The sequence below is a fragment of the Caballeronia udeis genome, assembly GCF_001544555.2.
GTDB lineage: Bacteria > Pseudomonadota > Gammaproteobacteria > Burkholderiales > Burkholderiaceae > Caballeronia > Caballeronia udeis.
Genome location: NZ_FCOK02000037.1, coordinates 42,538 through 66,290 on the forward strand (window position 1 = coordinate 42,538; position 23,753 = coordinate 66,290).

The window sequence follows — 23,753 nt, forward strand, 5'->3', positions numbered from 1 at the left end:
CAAGAACCTGGACCGCCGCGCCGTCATCACCTGAGCGGCTGAAACGGATGGTTCGAATGCATTGCACTATGACTGACAGGGCTTTTCCTTCATGAAAAAACAGATTTCGTTCATCGCGCCGGGACAAACCGCCAAAGCGCTGATTCTCGTGTACCTCACCTTCAGCGTGCCCATTGTGCTGCTGGGGGTACTGGTCGCTTTCTTCCGATACGGCTCGGTCGAACTGAGCACCGTGACAAGCGCGCTGCTGCTCAACGCAATCCTCGGCTTCATCTTGCTGTGGATCGCATGTCACGCATACAACTGGGTGGCGTCGCGGTTCGGCGGCATTGAGATCGTCTTGTCCGACGCACCGGAAGAGGCATGATGAGCACTCAAATCCGACCCGCAGCACCCGCCGATGCCGGCGCTATCTTTGGCTTGATGATCGAGCTGGCCGAGTTTGAAAAGCTCATGCATATGTTCATCGCCACCGAGACCGGCGTGCATGACGCCCTGTTCGGCGCGCGGCCGTCCGCCGAGGCGCTGGTGGCCGAAGAGAACGGGCACATAGTGGGCTATGCGCTGTTCTTCCAAAATTACTCGACCTTCCTCGGCAAGCGCGGCTTGTTTCTCGAAGACCTGTACGTGAAGCCGGCCACTCGCGGCAGCGGACTCGGCACGAAGATGCTGCGTGCGCTTGCGGCGCTGGCGGTGGAACGCCAGTGCGGCCGCTTCGAGTGGACCGTGCTCGACTGGAATCAAAACGCAATCGGCTTCTACGAGAAGATGGGGGCAACCGTGTTGCCCGACTGGCGCATCGTGCGCATTACCGGTGACGCACTGGCTACGCTGGCCTCGCCTGCTGCTGCAGACTAAGGCAGATCCGCGCCGGGCTCGTCGCGTTCTGCAGGTTCTTCGCGTTCGTCCCCGAGCAGGTTGGCCACCTGCTCGCCCGGCAACGCTTCCACGTCACGCAGTTTCTTGCTCATCTGGCGCGTACGCGTTTCCGCCGATTCAATGGAACGTGTCACCGCTTCGAGCTGTGACCGCGTCTTCGACAGCACTTCGCCAAACTTCCTGAACTCCGTTTTCACCGCGCCGAGCACTTGCCAGACTTCACTGGAGCGCTGCTCGATTGCCAAGGTCCTGAAACCCATCTGCAGGCTGTTCAGCAGCGCGGTCAACGTGGTCGGACCCGTCACGCTCACCCGGTATTCCCGCTGCAGAAAATCCGTCAGCCCCGGACGGCGCAGGATTTCCGCATACAGGCCTTCGGTCGGCAGGAACAACAGCGCGAAGTCCGTGGTATGCGGAGGCGCAACGTACTTCTGTGCGATAGCCTTCGCCTCCGCACGAATGCGGCTTTCCAGCGCCCGTGACGCTTCCTCGACCGCTACAACGTCAGCGCGATCCTGCGCATCAATCAACCGCTCGTAGTCCTCACGCGGAAACTTGGCGTCGATAGGCAGCCATACCGGCGTAGCCACTCCATTCGCGCCGCTCTGGCCGGGCGCATCGTGACGGCCTGGCAGCTTGATCGCGAACTCCACACGGTCGTTGCTCTTCGGGATGGTTGCCACATTCTTCGCGTACTGCTCAGGCGTGAGCAACTGCTCCAGCAGCGATTCAAGCTGCACTTCGCCCCACGTCCCACGCGTCTTGACGTTGGTCAGCACCTTCTTCAAGTCCCCGACACCCGCCGCCAGGGTCTGCATCTCGCCCAGTCCGCGATGCACCTGCTCCAGCCTGTCCGAAACCAGCTTGAACGATTCGCCAAGCCGTTGTTCCAGCGTGGCATGCAGCTTTTCATCGACGGTACGGCGCATTTCTTCGAGCTTCGCCGCGTTGTTCGCTTCGATATCCTTCAGCCGCGCTTCGAGCGTTGCGCGCACTTCGCTCAGACGACGGTCATTCGATTCGGACATCTGCGCGAGCTGCAGCGTGAGTGCATCGCCGAAACGCTTCAACGCCTGGCTTTGTTCGTCGCGTGCGTGCTGGCTCTGCTGCACGTTGCTTTCCGTCAACGTGACCAGTTGACGGGAGAACGCTTCAAGCTGTGTGTTCTGGACGTTCGCCATGCTCGCGAGTTGCGTCGCGAGTGTCTGCTGGAACTGAGCGAACGCAGTGCCCGCCTCGGTACGCGACGCACGCGAGGTTTCTGTCACTTCGCCACGCACGTTGCGTTCGAGCCGCTCCTGGGCGCGCGCGTGGGCCTCGCCCATGTCGATGATCCGATCGGCCAGCGCCTCGAACTGCTCCTCGACATCTGTCTCGCGCTTCGGCCGCAACAACAGCATCAACGCGATCACCAGCGCGATCGCGAGGACAGCGACACCCACGCTCAACAGCAACAACATGGTCATTTCTTCAGGACTTCCGGATTGATCGGGTTCGGCGGATTGCCTGCGCGCGGACCTTCGCCCAGCGCGGCAATCAGGTTGTCGGCCGCGAGATTGGCCATGGCGCGGCGCGTGGATTCGGTCGCGCTCGCAATATGCGGCGTCAGCACCACGTTCGGCACGGTGAGGAAATCGCGATTGAAATTCGGCTCGCCTTCGAACACGTCAAGCCCCGCCGCTGCGATGGTCTTGTTGCGCAAGGCCTGGATCAGCGCGGCGTCGTCAACAATTCCGCCCCGTGCGATGTTGGTCAGCGTAGCCGTAGGTTTCATGCTTGCCAGTTCAGCCGCTCCGATGGTGTGGCGATTCTCGGCGGTATACGGGAGCACCAGCACGAGGTGGTCTGCACGCTTGAGCAAGTCCGCCTTCGACACATACTCGGCATTCAGTTCCGCCTCGATCTCCGGCGCGACGCGCGAACGGTTGTGATAAATCACGCGCATGTTGAATCCGCGCGCACGCCGGGCAAGCGCCTGGCCGATGCGCCCCATGCCAAGCACGCCGAGCGTGGCGCCGCACACGTCAGTACCGAGAAAAGCGTCGTAGGACCATGTACCCCACTTGCCCGCGCGCAGGAAGTGTTCGGATTCAGCAATTCGGCGTGCGGCCGCCATCATCAGCGCCCAGCCGAAGTCCGCCGTGCTTTCGTTCAATACGTCCGGCGTGTTGGTGCCGAGCACGCCGTGCGCGTTCAACGCCTGCATGTCGAAGTTGTTGTAGCCAACCGCCATGTTCGACACCACCTTCAGATTCGGCGCGCCTTCAAGTACCTTCGCCGTGACGGGATCGCCGGCCAGCAACGCGCCGTCGCGATCGGCCATGCGGCGCGCGAATTCGTCGGCGGCCAGCGGTGCGCCCGGATTGGCATCGACTTCGAAATACTGCCGGAGGCGGTCGATCACGTCCGGGAAGATGGGACGGGCAACCAGCACTTTTTTCATAGACTTCTCCTAAAAGAACAACCATCCAGTAAGTAGGAACAAGGGCAGCAAAATGACTGTCGACCAGCCGACGTACGCAAAGAATCCGGGCATGACAATGCCGCGCGATTCGGCAATCGCCTTGACCATGAAGTTGGGCGCGTTGCCGATATAGCTGTTCGCACCCATGAACACGGCGCCCGCCGAGATAGCGGCGAGCGTGCTGGCGCCGGTCGTCATCAACGTGGGTGCATCGCCGCCGGCAAGGTTGAAAAACACGAGATAAGTCGGCGCGTTGTCGAGGAACGACGACAGCAGTCCCGTCGCCCAGAAATACGCAATGTCGATAGGCTTGCCGCTTGAATCGGTCACCATGTGCACGATGCCGGCGAACGCGCCGTCAGCTCCCGCGCGCAGGATCATGATCACGGGCGCGATGGTGACGAAGATGGCGGCGAACAACTTCGCGACTTCTTCAATAGGCGCCCAGTTGAACGCGTTGCCCGCGCGCGCGCTTTTCGGCGTGAGGATTAGCGACAAGAGCGTCACCACGACAAGCAGCGCATCGCGCACGACATTCTGCAACCCGACGTGCGTGCCGAATACATCGAACTCAATGCCCGGTTTCCACAAGCCGCTCATCAGCACGAGCGCGACCACCGCCGCGAGCAAAACGAAATTGATCTTGCCTTCGACACGCAACGGCGTTTTCACCTCACTCCGATGCACCACCTCTTCCTTGGCGAAGTAATAGCGGTCGAGGACGTAGAAGAGCGCCAGCAAAACCACGCAGATGAAGAGCGTTGGCGCGGCGAGATGCACCGTGGTCCAGAAAAAGCTCACGCCATTCAGGAAGCCCAGGAACAGCGGCGGATCCCCAAGCGGCGAGAGCGAACCTCCGGCATTGGCCACAAGAAAAATGAAGAACACCACGCGATGCACAACGTGCCGGCAATGTTCATTGGCGCGCAGCAATGGGCGAATCAGCAGCATGGCTGCGCCCGTTGTCCCCATGATGCTGGCGAGCACCGTGCCGAGCGCGAGCAGTCCCGTATTCAGGCGCGGGGACCCATGCAGGTCGCCATGCAGGCAAATTCCGCCCGCGACAGTGAACAGCGCCGTGAGCAGGATGATGAACGGCACATACTCTTCCAGCATGGCGTGCACGAAGGTGGCGAATGCAGCCTGCGTACCAAAACGGAGTGCAAAAGGGACCAGGAACACAAGCGCCCAGGCCGCCGATATCTTGCCGAAGTGAGCATGCCACGCATGCGGCGCAATCAGCGGAACAATCGCGATGGATAACAGGATCCCGGCGAACGGAAGTGCCCACAGCGGAGACAGCGTGGCGCCATCAAGCGATGCCGCAGACGCGGTCAACGGCAATAAGAGAAGCGCCAGGCCTTGCCATGAACGTCGCATAGTCACGGATGTGCTCATGCGGGAGCAGCACCGGTTGCGGCTGGAGCCGGAGCATGCGGCCTCAAGCCCTGCTCTCTTGAGTTCCGGCGTGCGGCCGATGTATTCATGATGCTGTCCTCGTAGGCCTGTGCGTCGATCAAGGACTTGATTATAACGAGCGCTCCGGCTCGACTAACCCTGACCGAACGGCTAACGCGGACAGCACCGCCCCTCAAAAACGCCTGCGCGGGTTACTGTTCTTCCACGGGTTTGGCGATGTCGAACACCTGGCGCAGGTAGGCAAGGTAAGCCTGGTCGTCGCACATGTTCTTGCCGGGGGAATCGGAGAGTTTGGCCACGGGCTGGCCGTTGCAGCGAACCATCTTGATCACGATCTGCAGCGGCTGATAGCCAAGGTCGTTGGTCAGGTTGGTGCCCACGCCAAAAGCAAGCTGACAGCGGCCGCGGAAACGTTCGTAGAGGCGCAGGACCTTCGGAATGTCAAGTGCATCCGAGAACACGAGCACCTTGGTACGCGGGTCGCAACGGTTCTGCTCGTAGTGGCGGATCAGGCGCTCGCCCCAGTCGAACGGGTCGCCGGAGTCGTGGCGGGCGCCGTCGAAGAGTTTGCAGAAGTACATGTCGAAGTCGTTCAGGAACGCCTTCATGCCATAGACGTCGGAGAGCGCAATACCCAGGTCGCCCCGGTACTCCTTCGCCCACATCTCGAAGCCGAAGACCTGCGAATCGCGCAGCCGGGGGCCGAGCGCCTGGCAAGCCTGCAGATATTCATGCGCCATGGTGCCGAGCGGACGCAAGCCGTGCTTCATGGCGTAGTAGACATTGCTCGTGCCCGTGAACTGCTCGTCCAGGCCCTCCTTCAGCTTGAGGATGACCTCCTCATGCCACTGCTTGGAGAAACGCCGGCGGGTGCCGTAGTCGGCAATCTTGCAGTCGGAGACTTCGGGTCGGCCGCCGAGCAACTGGATCTTGTCGCGCAGGCGGTCGCGGCCAACATCGAAGGTCGGGTCGCGTTGCGTGTTGCGGAAATAGACCTCGTTGACAATCGCGAGGATCGGGATTTCGAAGAGGATGGTATGCAGCCAGGGGCCAATGATATCAATGTCGATCTCGCCATTCTGCTTGGCGGACGGCTTGATCGTGATGGCCTTTTCGTTGAGTTGAAATAGCGCGAGGAAGTCAATGAAATCGCTCTTGATGAAGCGCATCCGGCGAAGGTATTCGAGCTCGTCCTCCTTGAAGCGCAAATGGCAGAGCTGGCGCACTTCGTCGCGTATTTCATCTATATACGGCACGAGATCGACGTCCGGCGTACGGCAACGGAACTTGTATTCCGCGTGTGCCGCCGGGAAGTGATGCAGCACGACCTGCATCATCGTGAACTTGTAGAGATCGGTATCGAGCAGCGAATGGATAATCATGGTTCCAGACGAACAGCTAGGAAAACGGGTAAAGCCGCGGACAAGCGCGCGGGTAGAACCGCAAACGGACCCGGCACGCCCCAACGCACTCTATGCGTTGCCCCCGGCGGCCTCCAGTGCATGTTACCCGAAGTGTCCGCCCGGAGCGCCGCCCCCGCCCTTGGCCGAAACACGCCGCACCCCGCCCCTGCGGAGGTCCATAAACAAATCACTAAACGATATAAGGCCTGAGGGATGGGGGTCGCGCTCAAATATACCGGTACGCTACAATATCGGTTTTGGCGCGCAGATCGTGCACAGTCCGGCTGTACAGCCCGGATAAAGACGCTCGGTAAGAGACACCAGGTCCCACTGGTCAAACCCGACGTTCATGTCGCCCTCGCCGTCGCCCCACGAATTCCGTATGCAGGAGCCTGAATGACTCACGTTGTGACCGAAAGCTGCATCAAGTGCCGCTATACCGATTGCGTGGACGTGTGCCCGGTGGATTGCTTCCGCGAAGGTCCCAATTTCCTCTCGATCGATCCCGACGAGTGCATCGACTGCGCCGTTTGTGTGGCCGAATGCCCGGTCAATGCAATCTATGCCGAAGAAGATGTTCCTGGTGATCAGCAGCACTTCATTGAGCTGAACGCCGAACTGTCGCGCGGCTGGCCGAGTATTACCAAGACCAAGGCGCCGCTGCCCGAAGCCGACGATTTCAAGGACGTGAAAGAGAAGCTTGAACTGCTGGTGCGGTAAGGCCCAAGTGGTCGCATGTCGTCGCATTCTTCGTAATGCCCCGCTCGTTTGTGACTTTTTGAATTGAGATGAACGCAGGGTGTTGACAGGCTAGATTCCCCTCCATATAATTTTGTTTCTCTGCTGCAGATGTTCCTCGATAGCTCAGTTGGTAGAGCGCCGGACTGTTAATCCGTAGGTCCCTGGTTCGAGCCCAGGTCGAGGAGCCAAAAAAGTTTCAGGCCAAAAAGCCCAATCGAAAGATTGGGCTTTTTGCATTTCCGGACGCTCAAATCAAGCGATCAATACGCGCTGATGCCCTGCACGACCTCCACGCCTTCCCTGAAGGTCGCTCAACTCGGTTTATCACAGGGGCAAATAAGGGTGGCTCGGACCTCAACGCCTCTCGACCAGACTTTTCATGGACTGCTAACGATATTGCGCAACCCGATCGCCCCGGGAATGCACGGTCGTCAGCGCCCGCGGCCGAAGTATCGGGAAGCAGTCACGCTTCCCACATCAGGCCACTACAAAATGGTATATACTTTTGCTATATATCATTTAGTGAGGCGCATATGGATACTGCAAAGGTTTTTTGGTCCGGCCGATCCCAGGCGGTGCGCCTGCCGAAGGAATTCCGGCTGGATGCCGAAGAAGTGCGCGTTCGCCGCCACGGCCGTGCCATCATTCTGGAGCCGATCGCGAGCGATTGGGCGTGGCTGGATTCGGTTGTCGGTCCAGTCGATGACGATTTCTCTCGAGCCGCACAGGAAAAGCTGCCGGAACAGGACCGCCCGGACCTGGACTTCTTTAAGTGAATTATTTGCTCGACACGAATGCCGTTATCGCCTTGATGAAAGGGAATACCGGTTTTTTGACGCGGCTGCGCCAGCACCAGCCACGAGATTTCGCCATGCCGTCGATCGTCGCTCATGAGCTCTATTTCGGCGCTTACAAGAGCCTGCGTGCAGCCGACAACCTCAGGCGCGTGGAAGCGCTGCAATTCGAGATTCTCGACTTCGCCCCGGAAGACGCTCGCCGCGCTGGCGAAGTGCGCGCGCAACTCGCTTCGGCAGGAGCACCCATCGGACCCTACGATGTCCTGATTGCGGGACAGGCTCTGGCGAGATCGCTCACGCTCGTGACGCACAATGTTCGCGAGTTTCAACGCGTGTCCGGGCTGAGCGTCGAGGACTGGGAAAGCTGATCGCCACCAAAGCGCCGACGGAACAAGGCCACGTGATTGACCCATCCCTCATCCGCGCCCTGTCGATACCCAACCGACATAGCTCTCAACCCGCTGCCGCCGCGCACAGCAAGACCCGCCGTAGACGCTGCCCGATGCCCTTCTTCACGCCGCCCATCTTCAGCAGAACCCGAACAACCCACCCGCCCTCCAATCTTTAAAATTGAGAGTCGTCAGACAACGGTATAATCTAGTGATCCAGCCCCTCTTCAAACTACGGCATCGCCAAACGGCTGACCCAAGGAGCGTTTCTGATGGCTGAACCCCTCACATCCGTCGTCACACCCCGACGCGCCCGTAATCTGGCGGAGAGCGTGTTCGATTACGTGATCGAACAGATCGAGTCCGCGGCGTTGAAGCCGGGCGACAAACTGCCCACCGAAGCGAAACTCATGCTGACGCTCGGCGTGAGCCGCACCGTCGTGCGTGAAGGCATTTCTCGCCTGCAGGCCAACGAGGTCATCGAAACACGTCATGGAATCGGCAGTTTCGTGCTGGAACCGCGCCGCGAGAAACTGGGCATCGACATGGTGCCGGCCACCACGCTGCGTGACGTGCTGTCCGTGCTTGAGCTGCGCATCAGCCTGGAAACCGAATGCGCCGGGCTGGCAGCGCAACGCGCCCAGCCGGAAGATCTCGTGCGCATGCGTGCGGCGCTCGACGCGATAGAAGCCACCAGCCGTAACGGCAGCGACAGCGTCGCGGCCGATCTCCAGTTTCACATCGCACTCGCGCGGGCGACCGGAAACCGCTATTTCGTCGATATCCTGACGCAGATGGGCACTGCGCTGATCCCGCGCAACCGCATCGATTCAGCAGGGATAGCGAAGGCTGACCCGAAAGCGTACGTCTCGCTCGTCAATCTCGAACACGAGAGCATTCTGGAAGCCATCACACGACGCGACGCCGAAAGCGCGCGCGCGGCCATGCGCATGCATTTATCGAATAGCCGGGAACGGTTGCGGCGCGCGAATCAGTCGAGCGAAGCAACGGGCTGAACACGCTCGATTGTCGCCAGCCTGGCTGGCATGGGCCGCACGAAATACTCGCGCCGACACATCGATCGCGCCGCTGGGCACCTGCAGCAACATTGGCAGCCCCCCGACCATCCGCCGGTGACTTCCACGATATCGATTATCTTGTCTGACGTCGTACTTTAATTCATATTCCTTTCGATGCAAAACATTGTAAGAATAGACCGAATCATCTTTATCATGGCGCAATTTCGGGTTAACACCCATGTTGACGTCATCTGCACAACCCGTAAAATGTCATCAGACAACATATCACAGATTGAAAATTGCGAAATAACCAGCCGCGGATCGCGTCGACCACTGCAGCCGTTATAGGATTTTTCGCGAAGGACCGGTTGATCGGCCAACCCGAACACGCTGCCGGACCGAATTCGACCCACGTCGTCCAAGCGAGCCCTACTCACCCATGCGTACCGCCCCGATCAACGCACACTGACCACGTCCATGTCCACGAACTCAACCGCTTCAAACGCCACGCCCACCGTCATCGAACTGCGCGTGGTTCCGGTTGCCGGCCGCGACAGCATGTTGCTGAACCTGAGCGGCGCACACGGCCCGTTCTTCACTCGCAACGTTGTGATCCTGCGTGACAGCGCGGGGCACACGGGCGTGGGGGAGGTACCGGGCGGCGAGAGCATCCGCAAGACGATCGATGACGCACGACCACTCGTCGTCGGGCAGTCGGTCGGCAATCTGCACGCCGTGCTCAACACCACGCGCAAGCAATTCGCGGATCGCGATGCAGGCGGACGCGGCACGCAAACCTTCGACCTGCGCACGACCATTCATGCCGTGACGGGTCTCGAAGCCGCGTTGCTCGACTTGCTCGGCCAGCATCTGGGCGTGCCCGTTGCAGCGCTGCTGGGCGAAGGCCAGCAACGCGATGAAGTGGAAATGCTCGGCTACCTGTTTTATGTCGGCGATAGAAACAAGACCGACCTGCCCTATTCCGCCGGGGCGGACGCGACCGACGACTGGACCCGCGTGCGCCACGAAGAAGCGATGACGCCCGAAGCCGTCGTGCGGCTGGCGGAAGCAGCGCACGCGCGCTACGGCTTCAACGACTTCAAGCTCAAGGGCGGCGTGCTGTCGGGAGACGCGGAAATAGAAGCGGTCACGGCGCTCGCCGAACGTTTCCCCAAAGCCCGCGTGACGCTCGACCCGAACGGCGCATGGTCGCTGTCCGAAGCCGTGCGCCTGTGCCGTGACCAGCATCACGTACTCGCTTACGCCGAGGACCCGTGCGGTGCCGAAAACGGTTATTCCGGGCGCGAGGTGATGGCTGAATTCCGCCGCGCAACGGGTTTGCCGACTGCGACCAACATGATCGCAACCGACTGGCGCCAGATGGGCCACGCGATCCAGTTGCAATCAGTGGATATTCCCCTCGCCGATCCGCATTTCTGGACGATGCAAGGCTCGGTGCGCGTCGCGCAAATGTGCAACGAGTGGGGCCTGACGTGGGGTTCGCACTCGAACAATCACTTCGACATTTCGCTCGCCATGTTCACGCACGTCGCGGCGGCGGCGCCCGGCAAGATCACCGCTATCGACACCCACTGGATCTGGCAGGACGGCCAGCGTCTCACGCGCGAACCGTTGCAGATTGTGGGCGGCAAGGTGAAGGTGCCGGCGCGGCCGGGACTGGGCGTGGATATCGATATGGACGAGCTCGAGAAAGCCCACGCGCTGTATCAGGAACACGGTCTCGGCGCCCGCGATGACGCCATCGCAATGCAGTACCTGATTCCGAACTGGACCTTCGACAACAAGCGCCCGTGCCTGGTGCGCTGATTTCTATAACGACCCGCGCAAAGACTCACCCAAAACCAATTCACGACCAACCATGACGACACCTCAAGAGCTCAAGCAAATCGTTTCCGAAGGGCTGCTGTCCTTTCCGCTGACCGACTTCGACGAACAAGGCGACTTTCGCGCCGACACCTATGCCGAACGTCTCGAGTGGCTTGCGCCCTATGGCGCGACAGCGTTGTTCGCAGCCGGTGGCACGGGTGAATTTTTCTCGCTGACGCACAGCGAATATTCAGACGTGATTCGCACGGCGACCGAAACCTGCAAGGGCAAGGTGCCGATTCTCGCCGGTGCGGGCGGCGCGACGCGGGTTGCGATAGCTTATGCACAGGAGGCCGAACGGCTTGGAGCAAACGGTATCCTGCTGATGCCGCACTACCTTACCGAAGCCAGCCAGGAAGGTATTGCCGCGCACGTCGAACAGGTGTGCAAGGCGGTGAAGAACATTGGCGTGATCGTGTATAACCGCGCCAATTCGAAGCTCAACGCCGACATGCTCGAACGGCTCGCCGATACCTGCCCGAACCTGATCGGCTTCAAGGACGGCGTGGGCGAGATTGAAAACATGGTGACGATCCGTCGCCGTCTGGGCGACCGGTTTTCGTACCTCGGTGGCTTGCCGACAGCCGAGGTTTATGCCGAAGCGTATAAGGCGCTGGGCGTGCCGGTGTATTCGTCGGCGGTGTTCAACTTCATTCCGAAGACTGCGATGGAGTTTTATCGTGCGGTGACCTCGCAGGATCACGCGACCACTGGCCGTCTGCTCGACGAGTTCTTCATGCCGTACCTGGCTATTCGCAACCGCCGAGCGGGTTATGCGGTGAGTATCGTGAAGGCGGGGGCGAAGCTGATTGGCCGCAGCGCCGGTCCTGTGCGCGCACCGCTGACCGATCTGACCGAAGACGAAATGGCGCAACTCGACGTGCTGATCAAGAAGCTCGGCGCTCAATAAGACCCGCGCTAGTTAAAAAGCCGTTCCAAAGCGAGTTGGAACGGCTTTCTTGCACTTGGCACTAAGCATAAAAACGCGCTCGACCTAAGCCGCGAGCAACACCACCGTCAGCGACCGCACGCCTTGCGCGCCACGAATCAGCACGCCTTCGATATCCGCCGTCGCCGATGGCCCCGTCACCAGCACGGCATAACGCGCGGCCTTGAAGTCATCGCGTCGATACACATCCTGCAGCCCATCCACGATTTGCGCGGGGTCGAGCAGCACGACCAGATGCTGCACCAGATAGCCGATCGAATTGACGATGTATTCGTCCTCGCTGAACCAGGCCGAGCCCGTTTCCGCCACGCCGAAGCGCGCGCGCACCACGCCTGCATCGACATCCTGAAGCAATGCTGGCGGCATATCGGCGGCAAGCGCACGGTTCCCCTCGATACCCGGCACGGCCGAGGCGACTATCGCGCCCGCGCCGAAACGCTCGCTGAGCAGCGCTCGCACCGTATCGAGCGATTCGCCTTCGACCACCGATCCTCCCATCGCGGCCAAGGCGGTGCGAAAGCGTTCGAGGCGCTCACCGGGCGGGGTATCGAAGAGCGGCACGTCGGGGCGCGGCCTTGCAGCCGGTTGCGCCGCACGAATCTTCGCGAGAAAAGTGTCGCGCGTGGTCGTCGTCATTTTTTGGCCGCCTTGCGATTTTTCTTGTACCACTCGTGGAAAGTTTCCGCGGGCGTTTCAGGCAGGTCGCGCTGCCGGCCCCAGATGTTCAGCGGGTTGTAGAGCACGAAGTTCGGCAGCCGCTTGAGCGCGCCGCCGAGCGACGCAACCGTGCCTCGATACAGCGTCGGACTGGCAAGAAGGCGCCCCGCCATCTTCAGCACTTCCTGCTTCACGAACGGCACTTCATGATTCGCAGCAATCACCTCGCGCCACTTGTAGATCTGCTCGTGGATGTTGACCTTGGTCGGGCAAACGTTCGTGCAGCTGCCATTAAGAGTCGATGCAAACGGCAGGCTGCTGAAGCGCTTCATATCGTAAGTAGGATTGATGATCGCGCCGATCGGTCCGGAGTATGTAAAGCCATACGACAAGCCCCCGCTCCGCCGATACACCGGGCACGTATTCATGCACGCGCCGCAGCGGATGCATTTGAGCGAGTACCAGAAATCCTCCATCGCGAGGCGTTCTGAACGGCCGTGATCGACGAGGATGTAATGCATCTCCGAGCCGGGTCGCGGTGCGCGGAAATGCGAGGTGTATTGCGTGATCGGCGAGCCGAGCGCACTGCGCGACAGCATGCGGATGAACACGCCGAGATCGGAAATCCTGGGAATCAGCTTTTCGATCCCTATCGATGCAATGTGCAGCGGCGGCACGTTTGCCGATAGATCCGCGTTGCCCTCGTTCGTGCACACCACGACCGTTCCCGTCTCCGCGACCGCGAAGTTGCAACCTGTCATGCCGGCAGTTTTCTCGCGCACGAAATACGGCCGCGTGTTCATGCGCTGGCTTTCGGCGAGATAGTGGATGTCGCTGTTTTGCGGATCGGTGCCTATCGTGCGGCCGAACAATTCGGCTACATCCGCGCGCAGTTTATGCACGGCGGGCACAACCATGTGACTCGGGTCCTGGTTATCCAGTTGCTGGATGCGTTCGCCGAGATCCGTTTCCATCACCGTGATGCCGCGCGGCTCGATGTACTCGCGCATCTTGCATTCATCGGTGAGCATGGATTTGCTTTTGACGAGCGTGGTGAGGCCGCGCTCGGACATCAGCTTGTAGACAATCTCGTTGTGTTCCTCGGCCGTCGACGCGTAATGCACGACCACGCCGTGCGACTCGGCCTGGCTGATGAACTGGTCGAGGTAATCCGCGAGATTCGAAAGCGTGTGCTCCTTGATCCCCGACGCCAGCTCGCGCAGCGTCTCCCATTCGGGCATGCCGTGCGCCTGTGCGTCGCGTTTGCTGCGCAGGTCCCAGAGGCGTTTGTCGTGGAAAGCGAGGTGATCTTCCTTCGCGATAAACACGCCCGCCGCCTTCGCGTGATCGAGCCGCTTGCTTTTTCCCTTCGCGACGTCGCTCATGCGCGTGCTCCGTTCAGGATCTGGGCAATGTGGATAAAACGGGCATCGAGTTTCAGGCGTTCTGCGCAGCCTTGCTGATGCATCAGGCACGACATATCGCCTGAGACGATATATTGCGCGCCCGCGCCGAGATGATCGCGGACCTTGTCCTGCCCCATCCTCACCGATACCGCTTCTTCGGTCACTGAAAACGTGCCGCCGAAGCCGCAGCATTCGTCGGGGCGTGCAGGCGTGACGAATTCGATGCCTTTGACGCCTTCGAGCAATGCACGAGGTTTGGAAAACGGCGTCCCATTGATCTCCGATGCAGACGCTTCCTTTAAGTGCCGGATGGCGCTGCAGCTATTGTGCAATCCCACGCGATGCGGGAATTCGGCCCACGGGAATTCGCGCACCTTGAGGACATCGTGGAGAAATTCGACCAGTTCGTAGGCGCTCGTTCGGACCTTGCGAACAGACGCGGTCTGCTCGATGGCGGTCAGGTGCTCGCGCACGTGATGGATACAACTTGCCGATGGCCCGACCACGTAGTCGTAACCGGCGAAATTACGGGCGAACACACGCTCGGCGCCGGCTGCTTCTTTTTGCGCGCCGCTGTTTGCCATTGGCTGGCCGCAGCAGGTTTGTTCCTCGGGGTAATCCACTTCCACGCCAAGGCGTTCGAGCAATTCGAGTGTCGCGATGCCGACTTCGGGATAGAACGCATCGATGAAACAGGGAACGAACAGGGCGACTTTCATGGGATAGGGCGGTGGGGAGCCTGTTGAGGAGCCTGAAAGACAAACGGTTTGCCACTTGGTAAGCTTGGTCTGACCAAGACTTTAAAGTTTGCGGCGTTTCATGTCAAACTGCCGAACCTCGAATGCGAACGATCTCTCCATGCCATTTAAGCCCGTCCATTCCTACACCCGAACACGCATCGCCGATGTCGTCTCCGACCAGATCCGGGCGCTGATCACGAGCGGCGCGTTGGTCCCCGGGCAGCGGCTCCCCGCCGAACGCGACCTGGCGGAACAGCTCAACGTCTCGCGCCCATCGCTGCGTGAAGCGCTGATCCGGCTGGAATCGGATGGATTTATCCAGGCTGCCGCGCGCAGCGGTTTCGTCGTGTCGGATGTCACCGCCCCGCTCGTATCCGCCCCGCTCGCCGCGTTGCTGAGCCAGCACCCCACAGCCAGCGCCGACGTCCTCGAACTTCGCCACGGCCTCGAATCCCTCGCAACGGCCTACGCGGCCGAACGTGCAACCGCAACCGATCTGGCGCGCATCACCGAAGCATTCCATGCGCTGAAAACCGCCGCCGTCGAGCCAAAACGCACCCGCATAGCGGAACACGACGCGGCGTTTCATCTCGCCATTGCCGACGCCACCCACAACCTCGCCCTCGCCCATGTGATGCACGGCCTGCAGGAACTCATGCGCGAATCAATGCTGACGTCGCATCGGCTGGTCGATTACGACGATCAGGTCGAAGCGAACCTGCTCGCACAACATCAAGCCATCTTCGATGCCATTCTCGCCCACGATCCAGCACGCGCCCGCGAGGCCGCAGGCGCGCATCTGGACTACGTGAGCAAGCTTTATCGCGACCGCCTGCCCAAGCCGGAAGCACCCCGCCACCCTGCAAAAAACCAGAATCCGGAGACCATGCCATGACTATTTCCAGCGCCCACTGGGGCGATCTTGCTGACGGTACGCCCGTCGATCTTCACACACTCAGCCACGACAACGGCTTGCGGGTATCGGTGACCAATCTGGGCGCGGCCCTCGTCTCATGGTTCGCGCCGGATCGCGACGGCCATCTCGCGGATATCCTGCTTGGCCACGACTCCCCTGCCGCATACACCACCGGCCCCGCCTACATGGGCGCGATTGTCGGGCGCTGGGCGAACCGCATTGCGGGCGCGCGCTTTTCACTGGATGGCGTCGAGTACACGCTGGAAGCCAATCAACCGCCGAACTCGCTGCACGGCGGTGTCCACGGTTTCAGCTACAAGCTGTGGCAAGCGCGGCATACGGGGGACGCGTTGGTCCTCACGCTGCAATCACCCGCCGGCGATAGCGGTTTTCCCGGCGCACTCACCGTCCAGGTCACATACACGTTCAGCGACGCCGGCGAACTGACGATCACCTACGATGCCTTCACAGACGCGCCCACGCCGCTCAATCTCACGAACCACGCGTACTTCAATTTGTCGGGCGTGGACTCGACGACTATTCACGATCACGAGATCGAACTCGCCGCCGATCATTTTTTCGCCATCGATCAATACACGATCCCGACCACGCTGGAAGACGTCACCAATACACCGTTCGACTTCCGTACGGCCGCGCTTCTCGGACCGCGGTTGGACACCCGCGATAACGAGCAAGTGACGCTGGCAGGCGGCGGTATCGACCATTGTTATGTGCTGAGCACCGCAGCGCCGGTCACCGAACTGCCGGAAATGCGGCGTGTCGCGGCTGTTTATCATCCGGAAAGCGGGCGGGAACTGATTGTCTCGACCACTGAGCGCGGGCTGGTGTTCTACACCAGCAACAATCTGGACGGCGTGCCGGGCAAACGCGGCGTGACCTATCACAAGCACGGCGCGCTCTGCCTCGAAGCGGGCGGGTTTCCTAATCAGATCAACATGGAAGACGCGGAAGACGTGGTGTTGCGCCCGAATGAGCGATATCGGCAAATCACGCGCTACGCCATGCGCGTGAGGTAAAAACGCGCTGCCCGCCACGGCGCCGATAGGAACCCGCCTACAGTCGAATAGGACGCTCGCGGGTATCGGCGGCCCGGCCTCTCATCGATACTGGATTCATCAAATCAGATATCGAATGGAGGAAGACAATGCCTTATCTACTCGGTTGGTTGCTCGGTGTGCCCGTGATCGTGTTGGTGATCCTGTATCTGATCTTTCACTGAGCACGTTATTGAGCCTATCAATATATTGAGCCTATCAATAGGCAGTAGGCGCGGGCGGCGAAAGCACGCCGCACGCGGTTTCACGTGGATGGAACGAAGGCGTCGTTACAATACGACGCCTTTTTCAATTCCTCATTCCCCGAAGGATTCCGATGAAACGCGCTGTCTTCGCCTTGACGTCCCTGACGTCGCTTGTTGCGTTGCTTGCTGCGGCCGCCCTGCATGCCGAGGAGATAGCCAGCGTCAACACGAATTTCCGCTTTACCGGCTCGGATCGTGTCACGGTCGAGGCATACGATGACCCGGCGGTCACGGGGGTCACGTGTTACGTCTCTCGCGCACGCACCGGCGGGGTTAAAGGAACGCTTGGAATTGCCGAAGACCCGTCAGAGGCATCCATAGCTTGCCGCCAGGTCGCGCCGGTCAAGATCGACGCGCCGCTCAAGCAGAAGTCCGATGTGTTCTCGGAACGTATGTCGTTTATCTTCAAGACCTTGCACGTGGTGCGTATTGTCGACGCCAAGCGCAATACGCTGGTCTACCTGACATACAGCGACCGGATCACCACCGGCAGCGCGAAGAACAGCGTGACAGCCGTGCCAATGCCTGCGGGCACGACCATTCCGGTCAAATAAGACTGGAGCGCCGGTTGGCCAGCCTTCGTCTGAATAATTGAAAGCTGGCCTAAAGTTTACCCTCCCTGCGCCGATATACAGACGAACGGCCGTCGCCCTCATGGCGACGCCGACTGTCTTCCCGCGCCGGTTCAAACCGGCAAGCGGGATCGGGAACCGGGAAACATCATGGGTCAGATCACCCTTTCATTCAAAGAAGAGACGATAGCGGCGCTACGCCGTGACTTCGAGACGTTGATTCGTCTGTCGCTCAAGTTCGACCCGCAATTCGTCACGCCTACATTCGAGGATTTCCTGCGGGCAAAACTCCTCGACAACCCCACGCCGCTCACCGAACAAGCCGTCCAGCGAATGCTGCAAAACGGCCAGTACGCATGGGCGAAACGTGCACTCGACAAGGAGTTTCCGGACGTCGTCGAAATGATGATGCGTCAAGCCGCGGAACACGGCTTCGGCTTCGCGGTGCGCTCGGACTGGAAACCGGAAGATCTCATCAAGGCCTCGCGCGCGTGGGCCACCGCGATCGTGACCGAAGCGAACGGCAACCCGGAGCAGATCGAAACGCTCGCGTCCCAGATCAAGGCGGCAGCATCGGACATCCAGGAACTGGAGATGAAAATGCAGACGCCCGCATGGCGTCTCGCCGATTCACTGCGTCAACGCGTGTACGAAACCAAGATCGCGACTGAACACAGCGTGGGATCGACTGCGCGTGAGAAGCTGGGTGAATTGCGCTGTCTGCTGCGCCTCGGCATGTTTCACGGCTCGATTTCGAAGCAGGAAGCGCAGCAAGTGCTCGAGCAACTTCGCATGCTCAAGCCGGAGATTTTTATTGAAGAGCCGTACGACGGATTTACCCGTTTCGGCAACTGGCTGCGTGCGATCTTTACGCCGGAGCGCAAACCGCCCAAACCTTCGCGCGCGGAACGTTGAGTTGAGCCCGTACTGAGGTCGTACGAAGCTCAAAAGCAATACCCTTCACTCCCACATCTTCTTGAGCCGCGCGGCAATATCGACTCTCGCCTTTGCCGCCGCGGCCAGCCCCGCTGCCGTCGGCGCGGCGGGCTCAGGCACCGGCGGCCACGCACACGCTTCGAACTGCGGCATCAGGTGTGCCGGAATGAAACGCGTGCGCGCCGCCCAGACGTGCCGGTCACCCATATGCGTCTGGTTGTGCACGTAAAAACGCTGCGGAGTGACAATGTGCAAGTCCTCTTTGGCACGCGTCATGGCGACATACAAGAGCCGCCGTTCTTCATCAATTTCCTCGTCGCTGCCCGTGCCCATGTCCGACGGAATACAGCCGTCCACGCCATTCATCACAAACACGTTCTTCCACTCCTGGCCCTTGGCCGAATGGATGGTGGAGAGAATCAGATAATCCTCGTCGATGAGCGGCACACCCGATTCATCGCTGGTGGCATCGGGCGGATCGAGCGTCAGTTCGGTGAGAAACCGCTCCCGCGTGGGATACGTGGATGCGATGCTTTCCATCTGCAGCACATCGCCATGACGGATCGACGCGTCTTCGTGATTGCGCTCCAGATGCGGTTCGTACCAGCGCCGGATCATCTCGAATTCAGCAGGCCAACCGCTTTCGCGCGAACACACTTTCGACATCAGCGCGACAAGCGCCGGCCAGTCTTCGCTCGCGCGCAACGGCGCGGCGAATGCTGCCAACCCGGCAGCCAACTCGGCCGGCGTGCCGCCGCGTTCCGCCACCTGATCGAGCACCCGCCCGGCGATTGCCGGCCCAACGCCCGGCAGCAACTGCATGACACGAAAACCGGCCACACGGTCCCGCGGATTCTCGCCCCAGCGCAATACCGCCAGCACGTCCTTGACGTGAACGGAGTCGAGAAATTTCAGCCCACCGAACTTCACGAATGGAATGTTGCGCCGCGTGAGTTCGATTTCGAGCGCAGCACTATGGTGCGCGGCGCGAAACAGCACCGCTTGCTGCTTGAGCGTCATGCCGCCTTCACGCGCCTCCAGCACCTGCTCGACGATATAACGCGCCTGCTCGGCTTCGTCTGCAACCGAGACAAGGCGCGGCCGTTGCGCCGATGCCTTGTCGGTCCACAGGTTCTTCGTATAACGCTCGGCGGCAAGACCGATCACCGCATTCGATGCCGCCAGAATGGGCTGCGTCGAGCGGTAATTGCGCTCGAGCGTCACGCATTTCGCGGGAGGATTGAAGTGGCCCGGAAAATCGAGGATATTGCGCACCGTCGCGCCGCGAAACGAATAGATGGACTGGGCGTCGTCGCCGACTACCGTCAGGCCGCGGCCGTCGGGTTTCATCGAAAGCAGGATGGACGCCTGCAACTTGTTCGTGTCCTGGTATTCATCGACCAGCACGTGGTCGAACCGGGCCGACAGATCCGCGGCAATGGACGGCTCTGCGGCAAGATGCGACCAGTAGAGCAGCAAGTCGTCGTAGTCGAGCACGCTTTGCTGCTGCTTCGCATTGACGTACGCCGCGAACAGCCGGCGCAGGTCGTCTTCCCATTCGCGGCACCACGGAAACGCCTGGTCGAGCACCACTGCAAGCGACCCGCCGGTGTTGACCACGCGCGAATAGATGGCAAAGCACGTGGACTTGGCCGGAAAGCGCTTTTCTTTCGTTGATAACCCCAGCTCGTGGCGCACGAGGTTCATGAGATCGGTGGAATCCTCGCGGTCGTTGATCGTGAACGACGGCGATAACCCCACGAGATCCGCGTAATCGCGCAACAAGCGTGCACCTACGCTATGGAACGTCCCTGACCACGTGAGCCCTTGCGCGATCACACTGCGGTTACCCAAGGCGTTCACGGCGATACGCGTCACCCGACGGGTCATCTCGCTGGCTGCGCGCCGCGAAAACGTGAGCAACAGGATCCTGTGCGGATCCGCGCCCTTCACCAGCAAATGCGCCACGCGATGCGCCAGCGTATTGGTCTTGCCCGATCCCGCCCCGGCGATCACCAGCAACGCGCCGGCCGGAGTGCCCGCGTTCGACGCCTGAGTGCCGTACTCGACCGCCTCACGCTGCGCGTCGTTCAGTTTGGTCAGGTACGACGCGATGTCTTCCGGCGCCGGCTTGGGCGCGAGATCGTCGTCGGTGGCGGAGTTGAGCGTGAGCACGGCGCGTGGGCTTTAAAATCGGGTGACGCACACTGTATATCCATACAACTCTTCCACGCAAGCAACTGATGCAGCAGGCTTTTGGCCCCATAAAATAAATGGCCCGGTGCGCTTGCGCGCGCCGGGCCATCGGTTTTACCGCCCTGTATTCATCGAACCTGAGAGCTTGAGACTTAGTGCTGCAGGCCCGTATCCTTCGGACCATCCGGCTCGGCGGACTTCAGTTCGTCATTGGCGGTCTGGTTGTCGGCCTTCTTGTTGATCTTTGCGTTGCGTACCTGCTCCTTGTACTGCGCCTTCGCTTCCTTGCTGGTCGCCTTCAACTCCTGCTTCGAGGCCTTCTTCGACGCCTTGTATTCAGCACTGGCCTGCGCGTTGGCATTGCGCTTCACGACCAGCGGATCGGTCGGTGCCGGAGCCACGATGTTCTGCGGCGCCGGCGCGATTTGCGCGGCCGGTGCGGACATCTGGCCGGTGGCGTCGGCGCCGGCTGGCTGCGCGGTCTGCGCGAACGCGGATGCGGACAAACCCATGGCGACAAAAGCGGTACCCAACAGCATTTTTTTGACTTGCGACATGTTCATTTCCTCTCTGGCAGTTTTTATTCCGGGTGGTCAATTGCGACGATGGCAACCATTGCAACCGACCGCGACGCCAAGCGATGTGTTGTGTCCTGAAACACCACTCTTGAGCACAGCGCGCCGCAAATACCCGTCTACACTTCTAATGACCGGCATGAACGCGTAGAAAACCGCATAAAAATGCGCCGGTCATCAAGACTGACCCGGTGTCGGGCACTGGAGTTCGCTGAAACACGTCATTGTTACCGACGGTTTCACTTCCTGACATATTGCAAACAGCCATACACGCGGATATCCGGGTGTCCGGGCTGTAGACGCACTTTGCATGCCCGGCTGGTTTATCATGGGCGCCCTTTCCGCCCCCAACCCTGCGAAGACCGCTCATATGCCGCGACTCGAATTCACGCTCACGGGCGACTACGTCGAACTGCACAACCTGCTCAAGCTCATGGGTCTGGCCGATAGCGGCGGCTCGGCGAAAGCACGCGTCGCCGAGGGCGAGGTGAAGGTCGACGGCAAGATCGAATTGCGCAAGACCTGCAAGATCCGCGCGGGCCAGACAGTGGTCATTGAAGACACCACGATCAAGGTGCACAAGCCGAAATGACCGGCATGGACCAGATCCGGATAACGCTAAATACCGCGTCGTGATCGACATAAACGCAATCAGGCAATAAGCTAGACGGCTTTCGTTCCCTTTCGCCGCTTTCAGCTTGTTGACGGTTGAAGCCAGCTTTTCAAGTTGGCGCGTTTCAAAACCAGGATTTCAAGCTGAAATTCGAAGCCGGGTTTCATAGCTGACATTCAAAGCCGAAATTCAAAGCGGAGCTTCACGCGAAAAAAGCTGAAGTGCGGCCGGAACGAACGGGCGATGCAGGACCGGTTACGGTTTGCTGCATCGCCCGTTGCCGTTTTTGCGCGGTTTTTGCCGTGCAGCAAAGCATCCAGATAATCCGTCATGCCATCCAGAATGATCCGCGCGAACGCGCCGCCAAGCCTTTCACGTCACGCCGTCGATACCGCCAGGCTCGCCGCGCCCCTCGCCATCTCGCAACTGTCGCAAATGGCGATGGGCGTCACCGACACCATCCTGCTCGGCTCGCTCGGCCCCGATTCCCTCGCGGCCGGAGGCCTGGGCGCGAACCTGTTCTTCGTGGTCGTGGTGCTGCTGCAAGGCGTGCTGACGTCGGTGAGCGTATCGGTGTCGCACGCGCGCGGCGCGAACAAAGATCATCTCGTGCCGAACATCTACTGGACCGGGCTGGTGCTCTCGCTGCTGCTCGCGATCCCCGCCTTCACGCTGCTGAGCTTCGCCGAACCTATCCTGCTCAAGTTCCACGAACCCGCCATGCTCGCCAGGAACGTCGGCGAATATTGCGCGATCCTGCGTTGGGGTGCGCCGGGCAGCCTGATCGGGATCGGCATGATGCGCGCGTTCCTGCCGGCCATTGGCGCGGCGAAGCGGCTGCTGTGGGTATCGATTGGCGGCGTGTTCGTGAACGCATTTCTCAACTACGGCCTGATCCACGGCGCCTACGGCCTGCCCGAACTCGGTTTTCACGGCTCGGCGGTCGCGACCACGATCACCGTCTGGCTAACGGCGCTGGTGCTTATCGCGTTCCTGCATTTGCGGCCGCGTTACCGGCATTTTGTCGTCGCAGCGCGGCCACGCCTGCCGCTGATGGGCGAATTGTTCGGCATCGGCTGGCCGGTCGCGATCACCTATGGCGTCGAATCCACGCTGTTCCTGGCTACCGGCATGACCGTGGGCACGCTCGGCGAAGCGCAGCTTGCCGCGCACCAGATCGCGCTGAACGTGGCGTCGGTGGCGTTCATGGTGCCGCTGGCCATCGGCCAGGCGGCAAACGTGCGTGTGGGCTACTGGATCGGCGCAGGACAGCCGCTGGCGGCACGCCACGCCGGGTTCGTGGCGATCGCGCTGGGCGTGGCGTTCATGGCGCTGTCGGGCTGCGTGCTGGTGCTGGCGCCACACGCGATCGTGGGACTGTATCTCCATCTCAACGACCCGAAGAACACCCAGACCGTTGCGCTGGCTGCGTCGCTGCTCGGCGTAGCGGCGGTGTTCCAGATCGTCGACGGCATGCAGACGGTCGCATCGGGCGTGCTGCGCGGGCTGAAGGACACGCGCGTGCCCATGCTCGCGGCAGCGTTCGGTTACTGGGGCATCGGCTTTCCAACCGGCTACATGCTTGCGTTTCACTTCAACGGCGGCACGAAGGGTTTGTGGTGGGGCCTGGCCGCGGGACTCGCGAGCGTCGCGGTGCTGATGACCCTTCGCTTCGATCGCATGAGCCGCCGTTTGGTCACGCGCGGTGCGCCTGAACCCGGTGAATCCGGACAGGCGCCCCGGCATACGGCATGAAGCAGCGCCTACGGTCGCTAGGGTAACTTCAGTTGCCGCGGCATAAGTTAAGCAGGCATTGTTGGTTGGAACCCGAGCGGCGCGACGATATGATCAAGCCGTCTCCTTGAGATTCATCC

General features: G+C 60.6%; 23 protein-coding genes and 1 tRNA gene. 15 read left to right on the forward strand and 9 right to left on the reverse strand.

Annotated elements, in window-relative coordinates; translation table 11 throughout:
• Positions 1–91 precede the first annotated feature (91 nt).
• Both AWB69_RS24255 and AWB69_RS24260 read left to right on the forward strand, forming a co-directional pair.
• Positions 92–367: a hypothetical protein gene (locus AWB69_RS24255; protein WP_031363462.1), complete on the forward strand. Its 276-nt coding sequence runs from the start codon at positions 92–94 to the stop codon at positions 365–367.
• Positions 364–858: a GNAT family N-acetyltransferase gene (locus tag AWB69_RS24260; RefSeq protein ID WP_407923056.1), complete on the forward strand. Its 495-nt coding sequence runs from the start codon at positions 364–366 to the stop codon at positions 856–858. Before AWB69_RS24255 ends, AWB69_RS24260 begins: the two co-directional genes overlap by 4 nt.
• On the opposite strand, the gene AWB69_RS24265 is transcribed toward AWB69_RS24260, so the two are convergent.
• From AWB69_RS24265 to pncB, 4 genes are all read right to left on the reverse strand, one after another.
• Positions 855–2,339 (reverse strand): DNA recombination protein RmuC, encoded by a 1,485-nt coding sequence (locus AWB69_RS24265; RefSeq protein WP_062890658.1) that lies wholly within the window; start codon positions 2,337–2,339, stop codon positions 855–857. The genes AWB69_RS24260 and AWB69_RS24265 overlap by 4 nt on opposite strands.
• Positions 2,340–2,341: 2 nt before the next feature.
• A complete protein-coding gene (locus AWB69_RS24270; RefSeq protein WP_062089368.1) occupies positions 2,342–3,322 on the reverse strand; it encodes a 2-hydroxyacid dehydrogenase in 981 nt (326 codons plus the stop codon).
• Between the two features lie 9 nt (positions 3,323–3,331).
• Positions 3,332–4,723 carry a sodium:proton antiporter gene (locus tag AWB69_RS24275; protein WP_062089369.1) on the reverse strand — a complete coding sequence of 464 codons (1,392 nt, stop codon included), beginning with the start codon at positions 4,721–4,723 and terminating at the stop codon, positions 3,332–3,334.
• 230 nt (positions 4,724–4,953) lie between these two features.
• Positions 4,954–6,144 carry a nicotinate phosphoribosyltransferase gene (gene pncB, locus AWB69_RS24280; protein ID WP_062089370.1) on the reverse strand — a complete coding sequence of 397 codons (1,191 nt, stop codon included), beginning with the start codon at positions 6,142–6,144 and terminating at the stop codon, positions 4,954–4,956.
• A 417-nt stretch (positions 6,145–6,561) separates the two neighbouring features.
• Between pncB and fdxA the strand changes: the two genes are divergently transcribed.
• The 7 genes from fdxA to kdgD all read left to right on the forward strand — a co-directional run bounded on the left by fdxA (position 6,562) and on the right by kdgD (position 11,908).
• Complete coding sequence (gene fdxA / locus AWB69_RS24285) at positions 6,562–6,885, forward strand: ferredoxin FdxA (RefSeq protein ID WP_062089371.1); 324 nt, start codon at positions 6,562–6,564, stop codon at positions 6,883–6,885.
• A gap of 133 nt (positions 6,886–7,018) precedes the next feature.
• Positions 7,019–7,094: transfer RNA gene (locus tag AWB69_RS24290), tRNA-Asn, on the forward strand.
• Between the two features lie 345 nt (positions 7,095–7,439).
• Positions 7,440–7,682, forward strand: coding sequence for an antitoxin (locus AWB69_RS24295; RefSeq protein ID WP_062089372.1), 243 nt, complete (start codon positions 7,440–7,442; stop codon positions 7,680–7,682).
• Entirely contained in the window at positions 7,679–8,071 is a 393-nt protein-coding gene (locus tag AWB69_RS24300) for a type II toxin-antitoxin system VapC family toxin (protein ID WP_062089373.1), read from the forward strand. Before AWB69_RS24295 ends, AWB69_RS24300 begins: the two co-directional genes overlap by 4 nt.
• Before the next feature lie 293 nt (positions 8,072–8,364).
• On the forward strand, positions 8,365–9,108 hold the full coding sequence (locus AWB69_RS24305; protein ID WP_062089374.1) for a FadR/GntR family transcriptional regulator: 744 nt from the start codon (positions 8,365–8,367) through the stop codon (positions 9,106–9,108).
• A gap of 480 nt (positions 9,109–9,588) precedes the next feature.
• The gene (gene gudD, locus AWB69_RS24310) at positions 9,589–10,938 is read left to right on the forward strand and encodes a glucarate dehydratase (protein WP_062089375.1); all 1,350 of its coding nucleotides are present in this window, start codon (positions 9,589–9,591) and stop codon (positions 10,936–10,938) included.
• A 52-nt stretch (positions 10,939–10,990) separates the two neighbouring features.
• The gene (kdgD, locus tag AWB69_RS24315) at positions 10,991–11,908 is read left to right on the forward strand and encodes a 5-dehydro-4-deoxyglucarate dehydratase (protein ID WP_062089376.1); all 918 of its coding nucleotides are present in this window, start codon (positions 10,991–10,993) and stop codon (positions 11,906–11,908) included.
• 84 nt (positions 11,909–11,992) lie between these two features.
• Here the strand turns inward: kdgD and AWB69_RS24320 are convergent, their stop codons facing one another.
• The 3 genes from AWB69_RS24320 to AWB69_RS24330 are packed head-to-tail and all read right to left on the reverse strand — an operon-like array spanning position 11,993 to position 14,729.
• Entirely contained in the window at positions 11,993–12,583 is a 591-nt protein-coding gene (locus tag AWB69_RS24320) for a LutC/YkgG family protein (protein WP_062089377.1), read from the reverse strand.
• Positions 12,580–13,989: a lactate utilization protein B gene (locus tag AWB69_RS24325; protein WP_062089378.1), complete on the reverse strand. Its 1,410-nt coding sequence runs from the start codon at positions 13,987–13,989 to the stop codon at positions 12,580–12,582. Before AWB69_RS24325 ends, AWB69_RS24320 begins: the two co-directional genes overlap by 4 nt.
• The gene (locus tag AWB69_RS24330; protein ID WP_062089379.1) at positions 13,986–14,729 is read right to left on the reverse strand and encodes a (Fe-S)-binding protein; all 744 of its coding nucleotides are present in this window, start codon (positions 14,727–14,729) and stop codon (positions 13,986–13,988) included. The genes AWB69_RS24325 and AWB69_RS24330 overlap by 4 nt, the downstream gene beginning before the upstream one ends.
• A 139-nt stretch (positions 14,730–14,868) precedes the next feature.
• On the opposite strand from AWB69_RS24330, the gene AWB69_RS24335 reads away from it, so the two are divergent.
• The 4 genes from AWB69_RS24335 to AWB69_RS24350 all read left to right on the forward strand — a co-directional run bounded on the left by AWB69_RS24335 (position 14,869) and on the right by AWB69_RS24350 (position 18,474).
• Positions 14,869–15,645 carry a FadR/GntR family transcriptional regulator gene (locus AWB69_RS24335; protein WP_062089380.1) on the forward strand — a complete coding sequence of 259 codons (777 nt, stop codon included), beginning with the start codon at positions 14,869–14,871 and terminating at the stop codon, positions 15,643–15,645.
• Positions 15,642–16,703 carry an aldose epimerase family protein gene (locus AWB69_RS24340; RefSeq protein ID WP_062089381.1) on the forward strand — a complete coding sequence of 354 codons (1,062 nt, stop codon included), beginning with the start codon at positions 15,642–15,644 and terminating at the stop codon, positions 16,701–16,703. The genes AWB69_RS24335 and AWB69_RS24340 overlap by 4 nt, the downstream gene beginning before the upstream one ends.
• Positions 16,704–17,058: 355 nt before the next feature.
• Positions 17,059–17,541, forward strand: a complete 483-nt coding sequence (locus AWB69_RS24345; protein ID WP_062089382.1) for a CreA family protein — start codon at positions 17,059–17,061, stop codon at positions 17,539–17,541.
• Between the two features lie 168 nt (positions 17,542–17,709).
• A complete protein-coding gene (locus AWB69_RS24350) occupies positions 17,710–18,474 on the forward strand; it encodes a DUF4088 family protein (RefSeq protein ID WP_062089383.1) in 765 nt (254 codons plus the stop codon).
• A 45-nt stretch (positions 18,475–18,519) separates the two neighbouring features.
• Here the strand turns inward: AWB69_RS24350 and AWB69_RS24355 are convergent, their stop codons facing one another.
• The gene (locus tag AWB69_RS24355) at positions 18,520–20,610 is read right to left on the reverse strand and encodes an ATP-dependent helicase (RefSeq protein ID WP_407923058.1); all 2,091 of its coding nucleotides are present in this window, start codon (positions 20,608–20,610) and stop codon (positions 18,520–18,522) included.
• Positions 20,611–20,843: 233 nt separating this feature from the next.
• Complete coding sequence (locus AWB69_RS24360; protein ID WP_062089385.1) at positions 20,844–21,248, reverse strand: hypothetical protein; 405 nt, start codon at positions 21,246–21,248, stop codon at positions 20,844–20,846.
• A gap of 388 nt (positions 21,249–21,636) precedes the next feature.
• On the opposite strand from AWB69_RS24360, the gene AWB69_RS24365 reads away from it, so the two are divergent.
• Positions 21,637–21,858 (forward strand): RNA-binding S4 domain-containing protein, encoded by a 222-nt coding sequence (locus AWB69_RS24365; RefSeq protein ID WP_062089405.1) that lies wholly within the window; start codon positions 21,637–21,639, stop codon positions 21,856–21,858.
• Between the two features lie 351 nt (positions 21,859–22,209).
• Positions 22,210–23,634, forward strand: a complete 1,425-nt coding sequence (locus tag AWB69_RS24370) for an MATE family efflux transporter (RefSeq protein WP_062089386.1) — start codon at positions 22,210–22,212, stop codon at positions 23,632–23,634.
• The last annotated feature ends 119 nt before the right edge of the window (positions 23,635–23,753 follow it).